This window comes from Vibrio injensis (genome assembly GCF_001895205.1).
Classification (GTDB): Bacteria; Pseudomonadota; Gammaproteobacteria; order Enterobacterales; family Vibrionaceae; genus Vibrio; species Vibrio injensis.
In genome coordinates, this window is the sequence record NZ_BDJF01000016.1 from 324,206 (window position 1) to 343,977 (window position 19,772).

At 43.2% G+C, this 19,772-nt stretch carries 20 protein-coding genes and 1 tRNA gene; 5 read left to right on the forward strand and 16 right to left on the reverse strand.

The genetic code is table 11. The annotated features are described in order from the left end of the window. Nucleotide 1 precedes the first annotated feature (1 nt). Nucleotides 2-1,438, reverse strand: coding sequence for a Fe-S cluster assembly protein SufB (gene sufB / locus BSR11_RS06615; protein ID WP_072669651.1), 1,437 nt, complete (start codon nucleotides 1,436-1,438; stop codon nucleotides 2-4). Nucleotides 1,439-1,828: 390 nt separating this feature from the next. Between sufB and BSR11_RS06620 the strand changes: the two genes are divergently transcribed. From BSR11_RS06620 to BSR11_RS06630, 3 genes are all read left to right on the forward strand, one after another. Further along, the gene (locus tag BSR11_RS06620) at nucleotides 1,829-2,419 is read left to right on the forward strand and encodes a LemA family protein (RefSeq protein WP_072669652.1); all 591 of its coding nucleotides are present in this window, start codon (nucleotides 1,829-1,831) and stop codon (nucleotides 2,417-2,419) included. Continuing rightward, nucleotides 2,419-4,323 carry a M48 family metallopeptidase gene (locus tag BSR11_RS06625; RefSeq protein WP_072669653.1) on the forward strand — a complete coding sequence of 635 codons (1,905 nt, stop codon included), beginning with the start codon at nucleotides 2,419-2,421 and terminating at the stop codon, nucleotides 4,321-4,323. The genes BSR11_RS06620 and BSR11_RS06625 overlap by 1 nt, the downstream gene beginning before the upstream one ends. 354 nt (nucleotides 4,324-4,677) lie before the next feature. Next, the gene (locus tag BSR11_RS06630; RefSeq protein WP_072669654.1) at nucleotides 4,678-6,333 is read left to right on the forward strand and encodes a S1 family peptidase; all 1,656 of its coding nucleotides are present in this window, start codon (nucleotides 4,678-4,680) and stop codon (nucleotides 6,331-6,333) included. Between the two features lie 84 nt (nucleotides 6,334-6,417). Here BSR11_RS06630 and BSR11_RS06635 read toward each other — a convergent pair whose 3' ends face one another. The 3 genes from BSR11_RS06635 to BSR11_RS06645 all read right to left on the reverse strand — a co-directional run bounded on the left by BSR11_RS06635 (nucleotide 6,418) and on the right by BSR11_RS06645 (nucleotide 8,820). Then, nucleotides 6,418-7,086: a DUF1826 domain-containing protein gene (locus BSR11_RS06635; RefSeq protein WP_072669655.1), complete on the reverse strand. Its 669-nt coding sequence runs from the start codon at nucleotides 7,084-7,086 to the stop codon at nucleotides 6,418-6,420. After that, on the reverse strand, nucleotides 7,083-8,288 hold the full coding sequence (gene zigA, locus BSR11_RS06640) for a zinc metallochaperone GTPase ZigA (protein WP_072669656.1): 1,206 nt from the start codon (nucleotides 8,286-8,288) through the stop codon (nucleotides 7,083-7,085). The genes BSR11_RS06635 and zigA overlap by 4 nt, the downstream gene beginning before the upstream one ends. 277 nt (nucleotides 8,289-8,565) lie before the next feature. Next, nucleotides 8,566-8,820 carry an alternative ribosome-rescue factor A gene (locus tag BSR11_RS06645; RefSeq protein ID WP_083544921.1) on the reverse strand — a complete coding sequence of 85 codons (255 nt, stop codon included), beginning with the start codon at nucleotides 8,818-8,820 and terminating at the stop codon, nucleotides 8,566-8,568. A 306-nt stretch (nucleotides 8,821-9,126) separates the two neighbouring features. Here BSR11_RS06645 and BSR11_RS06650 point away from each other — a divergent pair, with 306 nt between their 5' ends. After that, a complete protein-coding gene (locus tag BSR11_RS06650) occupies nucleotides 9,127-10,272 on the forward strand; it encodes a DUF418 domain-containing protein (RefSeq protein ID WP_072669657.1) in 1,146 nt (381 codons plus the stop codon). A gap of 216 nt (nucleotides 10,273-10,488) precedes the next feature. Here BSR11_RS06650 and BSR11_RS06655 read toward each other — a convergent pair. After that, nucleotides 10,489-10,576 (reverse strand) — tRNA-Ser (locus tag BSR11_RS06655). Between the two features lie 218 nt (nucleotides 10,577-10,794). On the opposite strand from BSR11_RS06655, the gene BSR11_RS06660 reads away from it, so the two are divergent. Beyond that, nucleotides 10,795-11,370, forward strand: a complete 576-nt coding sequence (locus BSR11_RS06660) for a UPF0149 family protein (protein WP_072669658.1) — start codon at nucleotides 10,795-10,797, stop codon at nucleotides 11,368-11,370. 72 nt (nucleotides 11,371-11,442) lie between these two features. Here the strand turns inward: BSR11_RS06660 and nadA are convergent, their stop codons facing one another. From nadA to cydB, 11 genes are all read right to left on the reverse strand, one after another. Then, nucleotides 11,443-12,504, reverse strand: coding sequence for a quinolinate synthase NadA (gene nadA / locus BSR11_RS06665; RefSeq protein ID WP_072669659.1), 1,062 nt, complete (start codon nucleotides 12,502-12,504; stop codon nucleotides 11,443-11,445). A 150-nt stretch (nucleotides 12,505-12,654) separates the two neighbouring features. After that, entirely contained in the window at nucleotides 12,655-13,434 is a 780-nt protein-coding gene (gene ybgF / locus BSR11_RS06670; RefSeq protein ID WP_072669660.1) for a tol-pal system protein YbgF, read from the reverse strand. A 14-nt stretch (nucleotides 13,435-13,448) separates the two neighbouring features. After that, nucleotides 13,449-13,988 (reverse strand): peptidoglycan-associated lipoprotein Pal, encoded by a 540-nt coding sequence (pal, locus tag BSR11_RS06675; protein WP_072669661.1) that lies wholly within the window; start codon nucleotides 13,986-13,988, stop codon nucleotides 13,449-13,451. A gap of 47 nt (nucleotides 13,989-14,035) precedes the next feature. Continuing rightward, nucleotides 14,036-15,340, reverse strand: coding sequence for a Tol-Pal system beta propeller repeat protein TolB (gene tolB, locus BSR11_RS06680; RefSeq protein ID WP_375152940.1), 1,305 nt, complete (start codon nucleotides 15,338-15,340; stop codon nucleotides 14,036-14,038). Between the two features lie 60 nt (nucleotides 15,341-15,400). Beyond that, nucleotides 15,401-16,480, reverse strand: a complete 1,080-nt coding sequence (gene tolA, locus BSR11_RS06685) for a cell envelope integrity protein TolA (RefSeq protein ID WP_072669663.1) — start codon at nucleotides 16,478-16,480, stop codon at nucleotides 15,401-15,403. 17 nt (nucleotides 16,481-16,497) lie between these two features. After that, nucleotides 16,498-16,938 carry an ExbD/TolR family protein gene (locus BSR11_RS06690; RefSeq protein ID WP_072669664.1) on the reverse strand — a complete coding sequence of 147 codons (441 nt, stop codon included), beginning with the start codon at nucleotides 16,936-16,938 and terminating at the stop codon, nucleotides 16,498-16,500. A 3-nt stretch (nucleotides 16,939-16,941) separates the two neighbouring features. Further along, nucleotides 16,942-17,625: a protein TolQ gene (tolQ, locus tag BSR11_RS06695; RefSeq protein ID WP_072669665.1), complete on the reverse strand. Its 684-nt coding sequence runs from the start codon at nucleotides 17,623-17,625 to the stop codon at nucleotides 16,942-16,944. Next, the gene (ybgC, locus tag BSR11_RS06700; protein WP_072669666.1) at nucleotides 17,615-18,025 is read right to left on the reverse strand and encodes a tol-pal system-associated acyl-CoA thioesterase; all 411 of its coding nucleotides are present in this window, start codon (nucleotides 18,023-18,025) and stop codon (nucleotides 17,615-17,617) included. The genes tolQ and ybgC overlap by 11 nt, the downstream gene beginning before the upstream one ends. A 174-nt stretch (nucleotides 18,026-18,199) precedes the next feature. Next, nucleotides 18,200-18,511 (reverse strand): cyd operon protein YbgE, encoded by a 312-nt coding sequence (ybgE, locus tag BSR11_RS06705; protein ID WP_072669667.1) that lies wholly within the window; start codon nucleotides 18,509-18,511, stop codon nucleotides 18,200-18,202. Beyond that, on the reverse strand, nucleotides 18,504-18,611 hold the full coding sequence (cydX, locus tag BSR11_RS06710; protein WP_010319196.1) for a cytochrome bd-I oxidase subunit CydX: 108 nt from the start codon (nucleotides 18,609-18,611) through the stop codon (nucleotides 18,504-18,506). The genes ybgE and cydX overlap by 8 nt, the downstream gene beginning before the upstream one ends. A gap of 11 nt (nucleotides 18,612-18,622) precedes the next feature. Next, nucleotides 18,623-19,759 carry a cytochrome d ubiquinol oxidase subunit II gene (gene cydB / locus BSR11_RS06715; RefSeq protein ID WP_072669668.1) on the reverse strand — a complete coding sequence of 379 codons (1,137 nt, stop codon included), beginning with the start codon at nucleotides 19,757-19,759 and terminating at the stop codon, nucleotides 18,623-18,625. Between the last annotated feature and the right edge of the window lie 13 nt (nucleotides 19,760-19,772).

Genomic DNA, 19,772 nt, shown 5'->3' on the forward strand with positions numbered 1-19,772 from the left:
ATTATCCTACTGAGCCTTCTAGGCTAATTTCAAGCAGCTTACCGGCTTCCACGGCAAACTCCATTGGCAATTCTTTAAAAACTTCTTTACAGAAACCATTGACGATCATCGATACCGCTTTTTCAGTATCTAGACCTCGTTGTTGGCATAAAAACAGCTGTTCATCGCTTACTTTTGAGGTTGTCGCTTCATGCTCAACTTTAGCGGTCGGGTTACGACTCTCAATGTATGGGAAAGTGTGCGCGCCACAGCGATCACCAATCAGTAGCGAATCACATTCAGTAAAGTTACGCGCCCCATCTGCTTTTGGCCCCATATGCACCAAACCACGATAGGTATTGTTACTCTCTCCTGCACTGATCCCTTTCGAGATAATGGTTGAGCGAGTATTTTTACCCAAATGAATCATTTTGGTACCGGTATCCGCTTGTTGGCGGTTACGTGTTAAGGCAACAGAATAAAATTCACCCACACTGTTATCGCCTTTCAAAATACAGCTTGGGTATTTCCAAGTTACTGATGAGCCCGTTTCCACTTGTGTCCACGAGATTTTCGCATTGGTCTGACATATACCACGCTTAGTCACGAAGTTATAAATACCACCTTTACCATCCTCATCACCGGGATACCAGTTTTGTACGGTCGAGTACTTAATTTGCGCGTCATCCATCGCAACCAGCTCAACCACCGCAGCATGCAGTTGGTTTTCGTCACGCTGCGGTGCAGTACAACCTTCAAGATAACTGACGTAGCTACCTTCATCAGCAATTATTAAGGTGCGTTCAAATTGACCGGTGTTTTGCTCATTGATTCGAAAATAAGTCGATAATTCCATTGGACAACGCACACCCTTTGGAATGTAAACAAATGAACCGTCAGTGAAAACAGCGCTGTTTAAAGCAGCAAAATAGTTGTCTGAACGAGGGACTACGGTACCTAAGTATTTTTTGACTAGCTCTGGGTACTCTTGTACCGCTTCGGAAATCGGACAGAAGATCACACCAGCTTCTTTTAACTTTTCTCGGAAAGTTGTTACGACAGATACCGAATCAAAAACAACATCAACCGCCACACCCGCCAACATTTCCTGTTCGTAAAGAGGGATGCCTAATTTTTCATAAACACGCAAGAGTTCAGGATCGACCTCATCAAGTGATTTAGGCTTATCTTTCATGCTCTTAGGCGCAGAATAGTAGGATATAGTCTGATAGTCGATTTTGGGATAATGCACATGAGCCCACTCCGGCTCTTCCATCGTCAGCCAATTGTGGTAAGCTTTTAGTCGCCATTCTAACATCCATTCTGGTTCGTTTTTCATGGCAGAAATACGACGAATCACACTTTCATCCAAGCCTGTAGCAAAAGTTTCAGACTCAATATCAGAGACGAAGCCTGCCTCATATTTACGGGATAATGCTTCATGAATTTGTTCAGTCATAACTTCGGTTCTCGCTGATGTCTTTATTCGCTGCTGGGTCGTAGGCCTATAGTGTACCTATAATAGCGACCGCAGACGATAATCTTATGACGCAAAGATACAATACCCGAGTAAAATACTCAAGTATTAATCCTTACCTCATCACGATAATGATTTTTTATCTATTTGTTTTATATGAATTTTATGGAATTTCATCTCAAAAGTAAAAAACATTCATCAATGATTTAAACGAAGAAAAAAAGCAAACCCTTTGATTTATAAACTATTTTTATTTTTAGTCATAAATCTGCTGTTCTTGGTAACGAAATAAAGTGTAAACATATAGATTTGCTTTTCGAACTCAACTGGTTATATAACAAGCTTTAATCTTTCTTATTAACCGAGTCCATCATGATAACGTCTATTATTCTCATCGCTATTATCTTACTAATCGTGATGTACGCGATCGCTATTTACAACAAGCTGGTTACTTTGCGTAATCGATTTAAAAACAGTTTTGCACAAATTGAAGTTCAGCTTAAACGCCGTTATGACTTAATCCCTAATTTGGTCAGTACCGCTAAAGGCTATATGCAGCATGAGCAAGAAACATTTGAGCGTGTCATTCAGGCGCGTAATCAAGCGATTTCTGGTTTAAAAGCCGCAAGTGAAGCGCCAGAAAGTGAAACCGCCATACAGCTACTCGGCCAAGCGGAAGGAATGCTCAAAAATGCACTGGGACGTTTAAATGTCGTGGTTGAAGCTTACCCTGAGCTTAAAGCCAGCCAAACCATGATCCAACTACAAGAAGAGCTCACTAGCACAGAAAATAAAGTCGCTTTTGCTCGTCAAGCCTTTAACGATTCCGTAGCCAGTTATAACACCTACAAACAAACCTTCCCACCGGTACTATTTGCTAATTTGTTTGGTTTCCAAAACGGTAATTTGCTTGAATTTGCTGACAGTGAAGCACTCCAAGAAGCACCTAAGGTGAGCTTTTAATGGATTTCTTTCAACATCAAGATACCGCTCGGCAGCAAACTCGGCTCTTGGTGCTGTTATTTGCGTTGGCGATTTTGTCGATCACAGCCCTAATCAGCATGGGCAGCACATTCATTTACCTTAGTATCTCAAATGCCCCTTTTGACTGGCAGGCCACAGCACGATTAAGCGCCATTTGTTTTGTTGCTCTGAGTCTTGTCATTAGTTTAAGTGCTTGGTTGCGTTTATACGATCTACAAAAGCAAGGGGGCGCTAGCATTGCGGAAAGCCTAGGCGGTCAATTACTGGCCAGTGATACGACGCACCCTAAACACCGCCAACTGCTTAATGTGGTGGAAGAAATGGCCATCGCCTCCGGCATTGCGGTCCCCCAAGTATATTTATTAGCCGATGAACCAGGCATTAACGCCTTTGCAGCAGGAATGCATATTGATGATGCGGTGATAGGCATTACTCAAGGTGCGCTGGATAATTTTAATCGTGATGAACTACAAGGTGTTATCGCTCATGAGTTTAGCCATATCCTCAATGGTGACATGCGCCTCAACACTCGCTTAATCGGTTTACTCTTTGGTATTACTTGCGTGGCCTATTTTGGTCACCTTATCGTTGATAGTTTATCTCTCTCTCGGCGACGGATGAGACGCCGATCGTCAGATTCCGACAAAGGCGTTGCAGCGCTGTTTGCCCTTGGAGTGATTTGTATCGTGCTAGGTTGGCTTGGTACCTTGTTTGGTTCTATCATTAAAGCCGCGATTTCACGTCAGCGAGAGTTTCTTGCCGACGCCAGCGCGGTGCAATTTACCCGCAACGATCAAGGCATTGCTGGCGCACTAAAAAAAATCGCCGCTTATTCTCATGGTTCAACCTTAGAATCAAAGGCCAGCAATGAAGTCAGTCATATGATGTTTGGCCAAAGCCGTCGTGCTGGCCTTGCAGTACTGTTCGCTACTCATCCGCCCCTGGAAGAGCGCATCCGGCGAATTGAGCCATATTGGGATGGGACTATACAAAGCGCTAATGACAATCAAACTCGCTCTTTTGCTCATTCATCCGTCAGCGGCTTTGCCGCGAGTCCACATTCTACAGCGAGCGAACCATCTTCAAGTACAGCATCAACATCCGCTGAACGATGCGCCAACGGCCAAGCCCTGATTAACCAATTACCTCTGCCATTACTCGATATGGCGCGCGAGCCATACAGCGCGCGCTTTGTCGCCTTTGCGCTTATCTTTGATGGCAGTGAAACGCAGCGTGATATTATCAAGCAGCATATCCCGATGGTCGCTCAGGCTAAAGTCCTACCTTGGTTAAATTATGCGATACCAGCGCACCTACGTTTACCTTTATTGGAATTAGCCATTCCAGCGCTTAAATCACTCAGTGAAGGGCAAAGGCACCGTTTGTGTGAAGTATTACGTGAACTATCACTGACTGATCATCACTATTCTCTCGCCGAATGGTGTGTGATTAATCTTCTAGAGAAACAATTACTCGCTACATTTGGTCATACGCGTCAAAACAAATCTCTGCAGCAGTTGCAAACTAGCGTCTATTGGTTACTGCGTGAACTAGCTTGGGTTTGCCATGATGAGCCGCAAGGCGCACAAATCGCTTTTGAAGATGCGTTACGTCATCTGAATTTGCCAATAATTCCCCTTGAAGCAGCGGAGAATAACTGGCCTTTAAGTCGAACCGCACTTGAGCTATTGTTGCAATTAAAGACGAAAGAGCGCACACAATTTGTCAAAGCCTGCCGATTAGCCATTGAATCAAATGGTAAAATCACTGTTGCTGAAGGTGAATTGTATCGCGTCATTGCCTGCTTTTTGGAGATACCTGAACCGCCGTTAAGCCTATCGTCAAAGGATAATTTGTCTTCCACTCAATCATTGTCTGATTAATTCCGTTGATTGCGTGACGAGTTAAGTTTTATAACCACTTAATTAAACTTTCTATCGCAATCAACCAATCGTTTACTTTGAGTCAAGAGCGACATAATAGCTCACCCGTAATTGGACACAACTTTGTCACCCCCCCAAAGAGACCTCAACAATAATCGAGGGTTATTAGGCCATCTTGTTGTTATCCACTGAAGAACCATCAAATTTCATCCGAACTCTTAATATCAAGCATTGGTATCTTAAGCATGCAAAACATTCACCATGGTCATACCAGATAAAATTTTGTTTACTATTTGCACGACTTACAATATGGTACCGATCCCAACGAAAGTGTGGGAACTTATTGAGGTCTCTATGAAGCACAACATTTTATCAGCGGTAATAGGAACATTACTGCTGTCATCTTCTCCTTTGATAGCTTCTGGAACGGATTCTGATATCACCACACGTATTATTGGCGGTGAAAAAGCACAACCTAATGATTGGCCGTATATGGTTTCATTGGTTCGCACTGGTAACAATGACCCATTTTGTGGCGGTACTCTTCTTTCACAACAGCATGTACTCACTGCCGCCCATTGCGTGATTAAAAATACCGCTGATTTTGAAGTTCTGACTAACGCGTATCATATGGATAACCTATCCTCATCTACGCGCGTTGGAATAAAAAACATTTATATTCATCCAGCTTACAATAAAAATGAAAATGCTGGGTTAAATGATATTGCTATTTTAGAGCTCACCAATACTGTTGATGGTACTGCCGTAGTACGGGGGAATCATGCTGATTTTACTCAGTTGACTGATGGCTCACCAATGAAAGCTATTGGCTTTGGTAATCGTCAACACAACGGAACATATGGTTTTGATGCGCCAAAGGTTCTGCATGAAGTCTCCTTACCTTTCGTATCTATGGACGAATGTAAAAAAATAGCCACGTATAAAAACCTAAAAGGTGATGGCGTACTTTGTGCAGGTCAGGAAGGGAAGACTATCTGTCAAGGTGACAGCGGTGGCCCACTATTTTTTGATAGTAACCTAGGTGTGAAACGCCAAATGGGGATCACCAGTTTTACTAAAAAGGGATGTACTACAGCGGCCGTATTTACCAACGTTAGCCATTATCAAGATTGGATAGACGATCACATCAAGGGCCTTTCTTATCAACAACATAAAGATCTGGGTATTGTTCTATTAGGCACAAGTAGTCGTACTTTTGTCTTTACGAACAACTCTAATGAAGTTATCGAACTTAAAAATCCAACACTATTGAATAATGGCGAAATAGACCATAGCTTGACTATTCTGAGCAATTCCTGCATAGGTAATTTAGCTGTAGGTAAACAATGCGAAATTAGTCTCATCTACACATTAGAAGAGTATGGCCAAGGTCGCATGACACTTGAATTTAAATCCGATGCTTTTGCCGAAGGTAAAGTATCAGCTTGGCTAGATTATGATGCATTAAGAACTGCAACTCGAGACGTAAAAAACTACCTAGCCTTCTTACCAACACATAAAGCCTATGGTAACGACAAGCTGTGGACCGTTGAGGGCAAGTTTTTAAGAAGTGCACAAGATCTTGAAAAGGACGAGCAATCTGAACTTATCTTGGAAAACGTTCCTCGCGGTGAGCTTAGTTTTACCTATAATATTCAGTCAGATTCTCTATTAGATTCTTTGACTATTTATATTAACGATAAATATGAGCAGAAAATTCGTATACGTAACCTTCTCACAGATGAATACACAAAACTAGGTTATCTAGCTCTTGAATTGACCAAAGAAAATAATAAAGTGCGTTTTGTTTATTCTCGTTCTGATCTCAGTCAGCAGCAAGATAGCCACATTCAGCTTTATGATATCAAACACCAAAAGCTTAAAAGCGATCTGATCAATGAAATTTTAGTAGAACAAGCCAAAAATAGTGGCGGCGGTGGTAGTATTGGATTTGGCACAGGACTGGGGTTATTTGCGCTAATGTGGATGCGTCGTTCACGGCAACAATAGCCATGATTGATTCTATTGAATATTGATAATATAAAACTAAATCAAAGCCCAAGCCGTCCGTGGATTGCTTGGGCTGCTTTTGATCTATATGAAATCGATGGTCAATAATAAACGTCGTTCGTTCGGCACATATGCTGGTGAACGGTGCACTAAGCCGTTGTTTTCGTTTCCCTCCCAGCCACTGCCTTTTAGCAATGCGACATCACCCGTCGCCATTTGATGGATAACACTCTCTTTCGCGAATAAACCGGAGCAATCATCAGGTTGGCCCAAACTGCCCGCCCCCAGTTTCGTTCTATCGAGCCCTTGGTTACTCAACCACTGCGTGGCAGAACCCGCATAAGTGGTCACCAACCGACATGGAACATGATCGACGTGAAATTTAGGACACATAGGTTTATCAAGTATCGTTAGCCGCACCCCGACCTTTTGCGCATCAAACAAACAGCAAAACATATCAACGATAAGAGCAATATCTTCACTCAATACTTTAGCACCAGCATAATCCACAAGTTTATCATGGAGCAGCTCAGCCGCATTCGCTGGGGTCACTGATAACGCTAAAGCCAATGATTTTGCTTGCTGCATCAACAATTCAATGTTGTGCTGCAACTCGGTAGATAAACCACGTTGCCATATCGCAATGTTATGCTCAGGTTGATAAATATCCGTTAAGATGCTCGGCAATGGTCCAATCGGTGCAATGGCCATCTTTTCAACCGCAACCTGTTTTAGCACTATTTCATGACTCATATCTCTCCCTCCCATCCTACAAATGGATCGGGTAAAGTCTGCCAAAGTACTTCACCAGCCAAGAAGGCTTCTTCGCTTAACAAACAGTCATCTAACGCTTTAATCATTGCCGTCTTATCTAGCCCCTGACCAATAAACACTAACTCCTGACGCTTATCGCCAAAGGGCTCTAGCCAATGTTCTTCAATCGCGGCTAAATCATCTTCATTTGTTGGCCATTGGTCTTGAGGAATAGCTTTCCAAAATAAACCAGCAAAACCATAATCTGCAATACCTCCAGCTTGATTCCACTGCCCAACCAGATCCGGACGAGAAGCTAACCAAAAATGGCCTTTCGACCGCAGTAATTTGCCAAAATCACTAGTATTATGTAAAAAACGATACAGTTTTTCAGGATGAAACGGTCGACGAGCCTGATAACTAAAACTACTGATCCCATACTCTTCTGTTTCTGGGATATGTTCACCTCTTAGCTCTTTTAACCAACCTGGCGCCTGTTGCGCACGTTCAAAGTTAAATAGCCCAGTATCTAATACTTCGGCGATATCAACTTGTCCGTTTTGGATAGGAATAATGCGAGCATGGGTATTCAACACCTTTAAAATAGAGGTCAAATGTTCGAGAGCCGTTTGAGAGACAAGATCCACCTTACTGATCAAAATAACATCAGCAAACTCAACTTGTTCAATCAATAAATCCGTTACACTACGCTCATCTTCGTCACCGAGATGCTCTCCACGCTCCTGCAATGACTCAGCCGCGTGGTAATCACGCAGAAAATTCACCGCATCGACCACAGTAACCATAGTGTCTAAGATCGCAATATTGGAAAGTGAAAACCCATCCTCATCAGCAAAAGTAAACGTCTCCGCAACCGGCAGTGGCTCAGAAATCCCTGTTGATTCAATCACCAGATTATCGAAACGCCCTTCCTTCGCCAATTGATTGACCGTCACCAACAGATCTTCACGTAGGGTGCAACAAATGCAGCCATTGCTCATTTCTACTAACGTTTCTTCTTGATGACTCAGTGACACTTCGTTTTTTAGCGTAACTGAATCAATATTGATTTCACTCATATCGTTGACGATCACCGCAACTTTCTTGCCCTGACGATTATTCAAAATATGGCTGAGCACGGTGGTTTTTCCTGCGCCAAGAAAACCAGACAGGACCGTGACCGCAAGTTTTTTCTGGTTCATAGCAGTGACTCCAAACTGAATATGAATTCGAATCAGTAACCAGAATGAACATAAGTGCACGGTAACTGATCAATGTCGTTTTCGAACTTGATAAACGGTGACTTAGTGCGGTTTAGATTGATACCACCACCAAGAAAAACCAAATGTTATAACATAACAATCTGGTTGCCAATCTTTGGTTGGAAATAAAAAATCGTTTATTAATGTGACGAGAAAGTGTCAGTGTTCATTCAAGTTAGAATGTTTACAAGAAAAGAATAGCGTTTATGGCAGGAGGTTAAGCAGTGATAAAAGAAAAACCCTGTACAAAAAAGAACCTATTCCCTTTTGTACAGGGTTCTTGACCCTTATGTTTTGCTTGTCGTTTAAAACTACCTTTGCCTTTTTGCGCCTTAACTACTCGAGTACGAAATAGCGAACTGGTGACTACGGCTTTCAGCGCATTATCTTTGATCACCCCTCGGCCATGCTCTAACGCTATTTCCTGCGTATACTCTGTATTGAGCGGCGAAAGCAGTTGTCTTTTCTTCACCTTTTTCTTCACAGTAAACCTCACTTAAATGACACAATTATAAAATCTATTAATTAACCAAAACCTAAACTGGCAGGGCCGAAGCGTTCACCGCCAGCACTTTCAAGAATCTACCAACAGTAGCAAAAAATATAACCAACATGACTACGACCTCAAACGTCATGAGTATATCAAAAATTAGCATAATAACGATAGACAGTCTGAGACAGGGTAATTCTGCTTTGGTGAACGGCATTTCATCACTTATAGTACAACTCTGAACTTTATAGCCAGCGCTTGGCAAGCGTCGATAATAAGGAAAATACAATGGCTGAACGCATTGAAAGCCTAGATTTTATCCGAGGGGTTGCCGTTCTCGGTATACTGTTTATGAACATCATGGCAATGGCAACCCCTATTGAGGCCTATTATAGCCCTTTTTGGCGTGAAGGTTTATCAACATGGGAAGTGCCTTTTTATCACCTACAAAGCCTGTTGTTCGAGAGCCGCTTTATGTCGATCTTCAGCCTGCTGTTTGGTGTGGGATTGTATATTCAGTATCAAAGTGCGCTAGCAAAAAACCTTCCTGTACAGGCCAGGTTGTCGTCACGGCTACGTTGGTTATTATTATTTGGCCTTTTGCATGGTTTTTTACTTTTTGAGGGCGATATTTTAACTCTATACGCATGCTGTGGTTTTTTACTCATTCGTTTACTTGCTCTTAGCAACAAAAAGCAGTTTATTCTCGCATTGCTTCTAATAGGCTTAGGCCAAATGTTAATGCTGGGGTTCGTTGCCCTACTACTATATCACGACATCCCGATTTTCACCGCAGAGTTACCCTTGAGTGGAACTGCCCTCACAACACTCCAACAAACATGGACAAGCTATCCAGATCGCCTACTTGCCCAAGCAATTAACTTTACTCAATTCTTATTATTTATCCCATTAACCGTGCTTTGGTATAACACTGGCTTAATGCTGATCGGTATTTTGCTGTACAAAAACGGCTTCTTTCAACAAAGTCGCTGGCTACCTTGGGGACTTGGCTGCTTACTACTCGGATTAATTTTAGGATGGGGTGTACAGCAGCTACGGATAACATTCGGGCTGAGCTTGGACGTTGGCTTCTCAACGATACTTTTGATGATGTTGACGGGCTTGCTCTCAGCGATTGGTTACTGCTCATTACTGATGTTATTCGCCAACCATCACCATGTGTTGGTTCGCTTATTAAAGCAAGTCGGCAGAATGGCCTTTACGCTTTATATATTACAAAGCGTCATGGTTTATCTGATCTTTGTATGGCTCGCTCCACAGTTATGGGGCCAACTCGGTAGGCCAGAGCTGATGGCCTTAGTCATTGTGTTAACCGTTTTTCAAATATGGTTTGCTGATTTCTGGCAGCAGCGCTACGGGCAAGGCCCTTTGGAAAGAGGCTGGCGATATTTAGCCTATCGACGGTTTAGATAACCTTTGTACGTCTTTAAACTTGAATATGGCGAAATTATTCGCCATATTGACCCGTCAAGTAATACCTGAACAAAGCTCAATTTTCGAAAAATCTAGGTGTTACTCTAGACAAGCGCTTTTACGACAATTTATGGAACGCTACGAAATCGTCACTCATTGATTTGAGAATCTTTAGATAAGAAAAAAGACGCCTTTGGACGTCTTTTAACATGAATGTGGCGGTGAGTGAGAGATTCGAACTCTCGGTACGTTGCCGTACACACACTTTCCAGGCGTGCTCCTTCAGCCACTCGGACAACTCACCGTAATATGCTAGCATGTTGTGCTAACGAGGCGCTAATTTAATGATATTCATTAATAGGGTCAAGCAGAAATCTGAAAAAAACTCATATCTTGACTTGTTTGGCTAATTATTGCCTCATTTGTTCAAAAACCCCTCATCAGTCTCCTTGAAGCTCGCATTGATCGTACGTTTAGAGTTAAGATAACTTCACTTTTTGCTGTTGACTATGAGGCTTTACTTTGACCTTAAACGATATTCTAAGCGCTGCAGATTTAGAAGATAAACTTCTTAATGAAGCGAAAACCCAAGGCTTTATTACTGCCATGGCCCTCGCGCCGAATGTTCTTCCTCCTTCAGAATGGTTGCCATTTTTGTGGGGTGGTGATGATACGGCCCCTTTTAGTGATGCAAAGCAGATGGAAAGCTATTTTGGGTTGATTATCCGTTTATGGAATGAATATCGCCCTGCTCTTTTAGACAGCAGTTGGACTTGGCCTGAGGGATGTGAACTGGATGAAGAAGATATCGTCACACAGAATACTCGTGATTTCTGTGAAGGAGTTTTACAGGGCTGGCAATTAACACGTGATGATTGGGAAGTGTTGATGCCAGAAAATAGCCAAGAGAATGCTCTGATGGGTGGTGTATTGTTATCGTTGAGCATGTTGTACGATCCAGAAACGTCTTTGGCCACCTTAGCTGAACAAGGCATGAACGATTTAGATCAGTTTACTGAAATCTATAACGCGATTCCTGTGATGCTATGTGGTTTAACTCAGCGCGCCGTCGATTTAGCAGAGTCCGACTCTCAATAACCACGCCAGCAATCACGACCATCTAAAGCATTAACTCAAAAAAACCGCCAGTCGCAACTGACGGTTTTTTCGTTAAGCATTACCTTGTACTTGGCGATTGAGCTGCTCAGCAAAATCAAGCATACGATTTAACGGAATCAGTGATTTTACTCGTATCGCTTCGTCAACAAACACCTCATGTTCACGGCCGCCTTCAAGTAGGGCTTGTTCAATTGCTTTTAGGCCGTTCATTGCCATCCACGGGCAATGTGCACAGCTGCGGCAGGTGGCTCCAGCGCCGGCGGTTGGTGCTTCAATTAGCTCTTTTTCTGGCACCATCTGCTGCATTTTAAAGAAGATGCCTTTATCCGTCGCCACGATCATTTTTGACTGTGGTAAGGTTTTCGCCGCTTTGATTAATTGACTGGTCGAGCCAACCGCATCAGCGAGTTCAACCACACTGGCCGGAGATTCTGGGTGAACGAGAATCGCAGCATCTGGATACAAGGCTTTCATTTTACGTAAGGCATCAGCAGAAAACTCATCATGCACCACGCACTCACCTTGCCACAAGAGCATTTCTGCTCCGGTTTTTTTGGCAATATAAGCGCCAAGGTGACGATCGGGACCCCAGATTATCTTTTTATCTTGTGAATCAAGATGTTCAACAATATCTAAGGCAATACTCGAGGTGACCACCCAATCAGCACGTGCTTTCACGGCCGCAGAAGTATTAGCGTATACCACAACGGTATGATCTGGATGGGCATCGCAAAATTCGGTGAATTTATCGGCCGGACAACCTAAATCAAGTGAACACTCGGCTTTTAAGGTTGGCATCAGAATCCGCTTTTCTGGGGTCAGTATTTTCGCTGACTCCCCCATAAAACGCACACCAGCAATGATCAGTGTCGTCGCAGAATGACGATTACCAAATTTAGCCATTTCAAGTGAGTCGCCGACAAAACCGCCCGTCTCTTCTGCTAAGGCTTGAATTTCTGGGTCAGTATAGTAATGGGCGATCAGTACTGCATCTTTCTCTTTTAGTAACTGCTTAATACTTGCTAAATAAGCCGTTTTCTCCATCTCACTAAGAGGAATAGGCTTCGCTGGGAAAGGGTAAACGGTGTCTATTTTATCCAGTATGTGACTCATTGCTCTGCTCTATGGATCATTGTAATAATCCAGACATTGTACACTGTATCGGTCATCGGACACAAAAAAACCAACTAAGCACCATATAGTATACAGAATAAAAAGCCACTCCGAAGAGTGGCTCAGCATTATCAGGGTGATATAAACACGTTACTTTAATTTATCCTGAGCAGCTTTCGCCGAAGCACTATTCGGATATTCATTAATTACTTGCTGATAATATTTTTTTGCTTGAGCCGTATTATTATTACGCGCAGCGATATCACCGAGCTTGACTAAAGCATCAGCGCGCTTATTCGAATCTGAATAGCTTAATACCGCCGCAAAACTTTTCGCTGATTGTTGATCTTGACGCTTGGCGAAATGTAACTGACCAAGCCAGTAGTGGGCATTTGCCGCAAAACTGGAATCCGGATAATCAGCTTGGAATTTTTCAAATGCAGCTATCGCACCAGCGTAATCACGCTTTTTTAAAATTAAATCCACAGCGTTCTGATAAGCCGCTTGCTCGTTCACATCGCTACTAAAAGTGCCTAGTGGCAGTTCATCACTTTGATTGGCAGCGATGGCATCTGCAGATGGCGATTGTTTAGCTGCACTACGTAAATTATCGAGCTCAACAAACAGTTCACGCTGGCGCTGCAACATTTGCTGCATATCGTAAGTATTTCTTTCTAGTTGCCCACGGAGCTCATTAATTTCTAGTGCCATTTCGTCGAGTTGCTGCTGCATTTGCAACTGCATACGGTTGCGATTTTCAAGCAAACGTTCTAAACGGGCAACATCACCTTCATTTGGCACGGCGCGATTAGCCGACGTTGAGACTGAACGCTGACTAAGATCGGATACTGGAGCTGGTGCAGCGAGCGTAATGCTCGCTGCACTTGCCAGTAACGTAAGCGTAAAAACTTGCTTTAAGTTACTGAACATGAGGGATACCTCAATTAGTAAACAAGAACAGCTCGGCGGTTCTTCGCGTAAGCTTCTTCAGTTTGACCTAGAACCAATGGTTTTTCTTCACCATAGCTCACGATCGAAATTTGATTGGCTTGTACACCTAGAGCCTCTAAATATTTGGCTACGGCGTTAGCACGACGCTCACCAAGTGCAATGTTGTATTCTGGCGTACCGCGCTCATCAGCGTGGCCTTCTACCGTCACTTTTAGACTCGGGTTTTTGCTTAGGTAAGCAGCATGAGCTGCAAGCATTTCTTCGTAACTACGTGCGATAGTGGCATTGTCAAATGCAAAATAAATGGTTTGTGTTTCACGAAGTGCTTGTTCTTTAAGCTCTTGCTCTGACAACTGCCCATACTCACCAATTGGAGAAACAACGGTGGTGTCTACACTACCCGCGCTACCAGACGTTGTTTGGTTAGTCTGTGAACCTGATGCTGATGCGGCATCATCACTTGAGCTACATGCAGTAATAGCTAAAACAGGTAGCGCAATTAGGAGTCCCTTGAGAACTTTATTAAGTTGCATCTTATTTTCCTTACTATGAAATAGTTAGTTGCTAAATTATATGTTGGCTATAAAAACGGAGACCACGCTGGCGATCTAACTCGTCCATTGGTTGCCGGTAACCTTGCTTTAAATCGCCCATCAATAGAAACCATCGATAAGACGTTGGCTTGATTATACATCGAACTATAAATAACCATGCCACCATTTGGAGCAATACTTGGAGACTCATCTAACAAAGTTTGTGTTAACACTTGTAATGCACCAGTCTCAAGATCTTGTTTGGCGATATGAAAGCCTGAATTACTTCGATTAACCATGATCATGAATCGGCCATCCGGTGTGATCTGCCCACCAAGATTCTGCCGTCCTTGCCATGTCAATCGGTCCACCGCCTGATTTGCCAAATTTACTCGATAAATCTGCGGGTTACCACCCCTATCTGAGGTAAATATGAGCGACTTACCATCCGGGTGCCAAAATGGTTCGGTATTATTTGAACGGCCATGAGTAATTTGTGTCAGCTTACGAGAAGCCAAATCAAGCGTATAGATTTGCAGCGTCCCAGTTTTCGACAGAACTAATGCCAGTGTTTTACCATCTGGAGAAAACCTCGGTGCACCGTTATGCCTTGGGTATGAGGTTAATTTTTCACGTTCCCCAGTGTAGATATCCATAATAAATATCTCAGCTTGACCATTTTGAAAACTAACATACGCCAACTGGCGGCCGTCAGGTGACCACGCTGGAGACATCAATGGCTGTTTAGAACGCAGCACTAAGCGCTCGTTATAACCATCATAATCGGCAACACGTAATTGATAAGGGAAAGAATCTTTATCATTGACGACAACATAAGCGATACGCGTTAGAAAAGCGCCTTTTTCACCGGTTAGTTCTTCATAAACCAGATCAGAGATACGATGCGCATATTCACGCATCCGTGGCGCAGGCACCGTAGCGACTTTGTTAAATAACACATGATCTTTAGACAGCACAAGCTGCCCATCAGCACTTAACGCTCGGCTTTGTCCTTGAGTCAACTGGCCACGAACCACGTCAACTAACTGATAATTAATAACATAATTACCTTGTTGATTGAGAGTAATTGAACCTGTCAATAATGCATCAACACCAATACGTGTCCATGCATCGAATGTAACCTCAGTTTCACTGTAAGGTGTTTGTGGCATTCTATCGGTGGCAATGGGACTAAACTTACCACTGCGTTGTAAATCAGAAGCTATCACCGCCGAAATATCTTCCGGCAGTGGTGTTTTTCCTTCCCATTTAAAAGGAACAATGGCAATTGGACGAGCAGAATTAATACCGTCGGTAATCACCAACTCTAATGCCCCATAGGCAAGTTGCATACTACTGGTGAAAACCAGTAACCATCCTATTATTAATCGCTTTAACACAAACAGTTCCTTTTACTCAGGTGCTACAGTTAAATTAATGTTTTTCAGCCTTTCAATAAGATCCTTTTCATCGGCGGTAGGAAGAGGAAAACTACCAACTTTTGCTACCGCTCTCTTAGTGGCTGCACACAGCCGATTATCGCCGTTGAGTACTTGAACGTCACCGACTATAGCATCGGCACCAGTAGGAATGAGACGTAGATTAACTCGACACTGTCTCCCCCGAAAACTGTCTTCAAGCAACAGGTTTTGTTGGATCATTTGGGTATAAATTGCTCCCCAACGCTGCGCCTCATTGGCAATATGTTGTGATCGGGCTGTAGAGATACTTTGCGCTTCACTTTCCAGACCAGAAAAAATGCTGTTCATCGCCGCTTCTTGTTCTTTGCGCTCACGCTCTAGTCGAGCCAAACGCTGCTGTTCTTGTCGAGCTTTTTCTGCCGCCTCTTTAGCGGCTTTTTCTTTGGCAATTCGTTCTTGTTCAGCGCGTTTTGCCGCTTCTTGTTCTTGGCGTGCCTTTTCTTGCGCAGCCTGGGCCGCTTTCTCACGAGCAACACGCTCTTGTTCTGCTTTCGCCGCCGCAGCTTCTCTTGCTACTCGCTCAGCTTCGGCTTTTTTGGCCGCTTGCTCTGTAGCTTTACGTTGCGCTTCAGCTCTTGCAGCACGTTCTTGCTCTTGACGTGCTTTCTCTTCAGCCGCTTGACGTTGTTGCTCTTGCTGTTGACGAACACGTTCGGCTTCTCGAGCCGCTTGTGCTTCTCGCGCTTGCTGCTCTTTCAGTTGACGAATACGTTCTTCTTCGGCTTTTCGGTTACGCTCGAGCTGTTCTGTCTCACGACGCAGTTTATCTAGCCGCTCTTGCTCTTGTTTTGCCGCGGCCTCGCGCTGATTACGTATCTGCTGTGCTTGTTGTTGAATCAAGCTCGGATCAATGACAACGGCTTGCATCATGGCACCAGCTGAAGGCGTTTCTGGTTTTGACTGTGTAAAATCCGCTCCCCAAAAAAGCACCACGACCAAAACAACATGAAGCGCAACCGAAATCAGCCATGGTTTTTTATCGGCACGTTGCAATGTTTTTTTTGCTTTCATTAGCAATGGCAAACCTATTATTTTATGTCTGTTAATAGACCGACTTTTGCAACACCGGCTCGACTTAATTCATCTAAGACTAAAACGATTTCCGCATATGGTGTCGCAGCATCTCCCCCAACAGCAACAGGTGAATCCGGTTTTAATGATAACTCTGCTTTTACTCGAACAATCAAATCTTGTAATGAAAGTCCGCGTTGCATTTCTTCATCATTGACACTTAATCCTAAGTTACCCGTTTGATCAACCTCAACAATGATAAAGCTTGCTTCACTGTCGCCAGCAAGCTCTGCCGTTGATTGAGCAATGGTCGATCTTGGTAACTCAACTTCTACCCCTTGAGTAATAAAAGGTGAAGTCACCATAAAGATGATCAACAACACCAACATGACATCGATATAGGGTACAACGTTGATCTCTGCTGTCATCTTCCGTTTCTTCGGTTGATAGCCAGTCATAGGTTATTCCCTACCCGCCATGGCTTGGCGGTGTAAAATACTGTGGAACTCTTCAGAAAACGTAGCATAGGTATGCTCTAGTTTAGTCACTTTACTGCTGAATCGGTTGTAGGCGATGACAGCAGGAATCGCAGCAAATAAACCCATTGCGGTAGCGACTAAAGCTTCAGCAATACCTGGGGCCACCATCGCTAACGTAGCCTGTTTAACAGCACCTAATGCGATAAAGGCGTGCATAATTCCCCAGACCGTCCCAAATAAGCCGATATAAGGCGTAATTGAACCAACTGTGGCTAAAAAGGGCAAATGCGCTTCTAGATCGTCAACTTCACGCGCTACCGTCACTCTCATCGTCCGCCCAGTACCTTCCATAATATAATCTGGCGCATTGGCATTACTTTTGTGTAAACGAGCAAACTCGGTAAAGCCACTGTAAAAAATCTCTTCGGTACCTTCTAGCGTATCTTTACGCTTTTTAACTTCTTGATACAAAACAGACAAATCGGTACCTGACCAAAATTTGTCTTCAAATTCTTCCGCTTGGCGTTCCGCTTGAGCCAACGCTTTGTGACGTTTAATAATCACCGCCCAAGATGCAACCGACATACCTAGAAGAATTAACATCACCAATTTAACCAGTAAACTGGCTTGTAAAAATAGATCGAGCATTGAAATATCAGCAGTCACTATGAGTAAACTCCAAAATCATTGATTGAGGCAATCCAGTCGGCCTCATTTTCTGGTTATCGATACATGCTACCTTAACTAAGGCTTTACACAATAGCTGACCGTTAGGATTGACCAGCTCTTGACAGAAAGTTAAAGAGGCTTTTTTAAGTTCAACGACCGAGGTTTTTACGGTTAATTGATCATCCAAACGTGCAGCACGAATGAAATCAACATTTGCTGTTCGGACCACGAAACCAATATTTTGTTCCAATAATCGCTGTTGAGAAAAACCAAACGCACGCAGTATTTCCGTCCGTGCACGCTCAAAAAACTTCAGATAATTGGCATGATAAACCACACCACCAGCATCTGTGTCCTCATAATAGACCGTTATCGGCCAGTCAAAAACTTGCCCCATAATGCTAAGTTGCCTCAGTCATGGTTAGATAAGGGTATTACTATAACGCATCTCAGCGGCGTGAGCACAAGAAGAAGCGTAAGATTTTGTTGGATTACACTAAAAAAATAGCGCTATCTAATAAATAGATAGCGCTAACATTACATTGATATGATAACCGTTTTATTAATAACTTTACGATAAACCTGAAAAACGCAAGAACAAGAAGCCAACAAGGATCGGCAATGAAAAGTAAGGACTAAAAATCCCCTGCCATAACCAATAACGTGGTTTGAAACCGACCCCGTAAACCATACTTGAACACATTGCCCAAATCAGTAATGGACCAATAATGGCATTAAACCCACCAATACTTACTGCATAAGCCTCAGGATCCCACATGACCATTGCAACATGGTAAAATCCTAATAGCATAACTAACGCTCTCAGAGCACCATTATCTAATGGCTGATGCAGCTTAGTGAGTCGTTCAGACCAATTACTCACGGTCTTTATCCATCATTTCAGAGTGCTCTAACCAAAGAGCATTGATGATGCCAAACGCACAAGCCAGCAACACACCAAGAATCCATGCAAAGTACCACATTGTTTCGCTCCTTAGTAAAGTGAGTGTTTGTTATCTTCGATAAACTTGTTATCCAAGCGACCGAACATTTTGTAGTAAGACCATACCGTGTAACTCAAGATAATAGGCACCATAACAAAGGCCACCCCAGTCATTAGGTTAAGAGTTAACTCACTCGATGTAGCATCCCACATGGTTAAGCTATGACTTGGTACTAAATCTGAAGGCATAACAAATGGGAACATCGCAAAACCAGCCGTTAGGATGATTCCTGCATTACCTAAACTTGAAACCAAGAACCCTAGCGCACATTTTTCAAAACGAGAAGCCAGTACAGCTAAAAGTGGCATGATCACACCCAAAGCTGGCGCAAGCCATAAAATTGGGTACTGTTGGAAATTATGCATCCAAGCACCAGCTTCACGAACCACTTCTTTATTCAGAGGATTTGACGCAGCTGAGGTATCTATCGCACTAATAATAACGTAGCCATCAATATGCTGAATCCAAAAACCACCTAATACGAATAAAGCACAAGTCAATAGACCAGCAATTTGAGCGGTATTGCGCGCACGGACATGTAAGTCACCGGTGGTCTTCATTTGTAACCACGTTGCGCCTTGCATCAAGATCATAAACAAGCTAACCAATCCGCACACTAGAGCAAAAGGATTAAGCAAACCAAAGAATGAACCATGATAACTTGGCATCATCAATTCGTTCAATTGGAAAGGCACCCCCTGTAACAAGTTACCAAACGCGACACCAAAAATGATTGGTGGAACAAAGCCACTGATCGAGATACAAATGTCCCAAGTATTACGCCATTTTGGATCTTCTATCTTAGAGCGATAGTCTAAACCTAGAGGACGTAACCATAATGCCGCTAAGGTAATGATCATCGCCAGATAAAAACCTGAGAATGATGTAGCATAAACCAAAGGCCATGCAGCAAATAGCGCACCACCTGCAGTAATGAGCCATACTTGGTTACCATCCCAGTGAGGGGCAATCGAGTTAATCATTACACGACGCTCAGAATCATTTTTACCCAAAATAGGCACTAATGCTCCAACCCCCATATCAAAGCCATCGGTGATGGCAAAACCGATAAGTAGGACGCCAATCAGTACCCACCAAATCAGTCGTAAGATCTCATAATCAAACATATTGCTTTCTCCT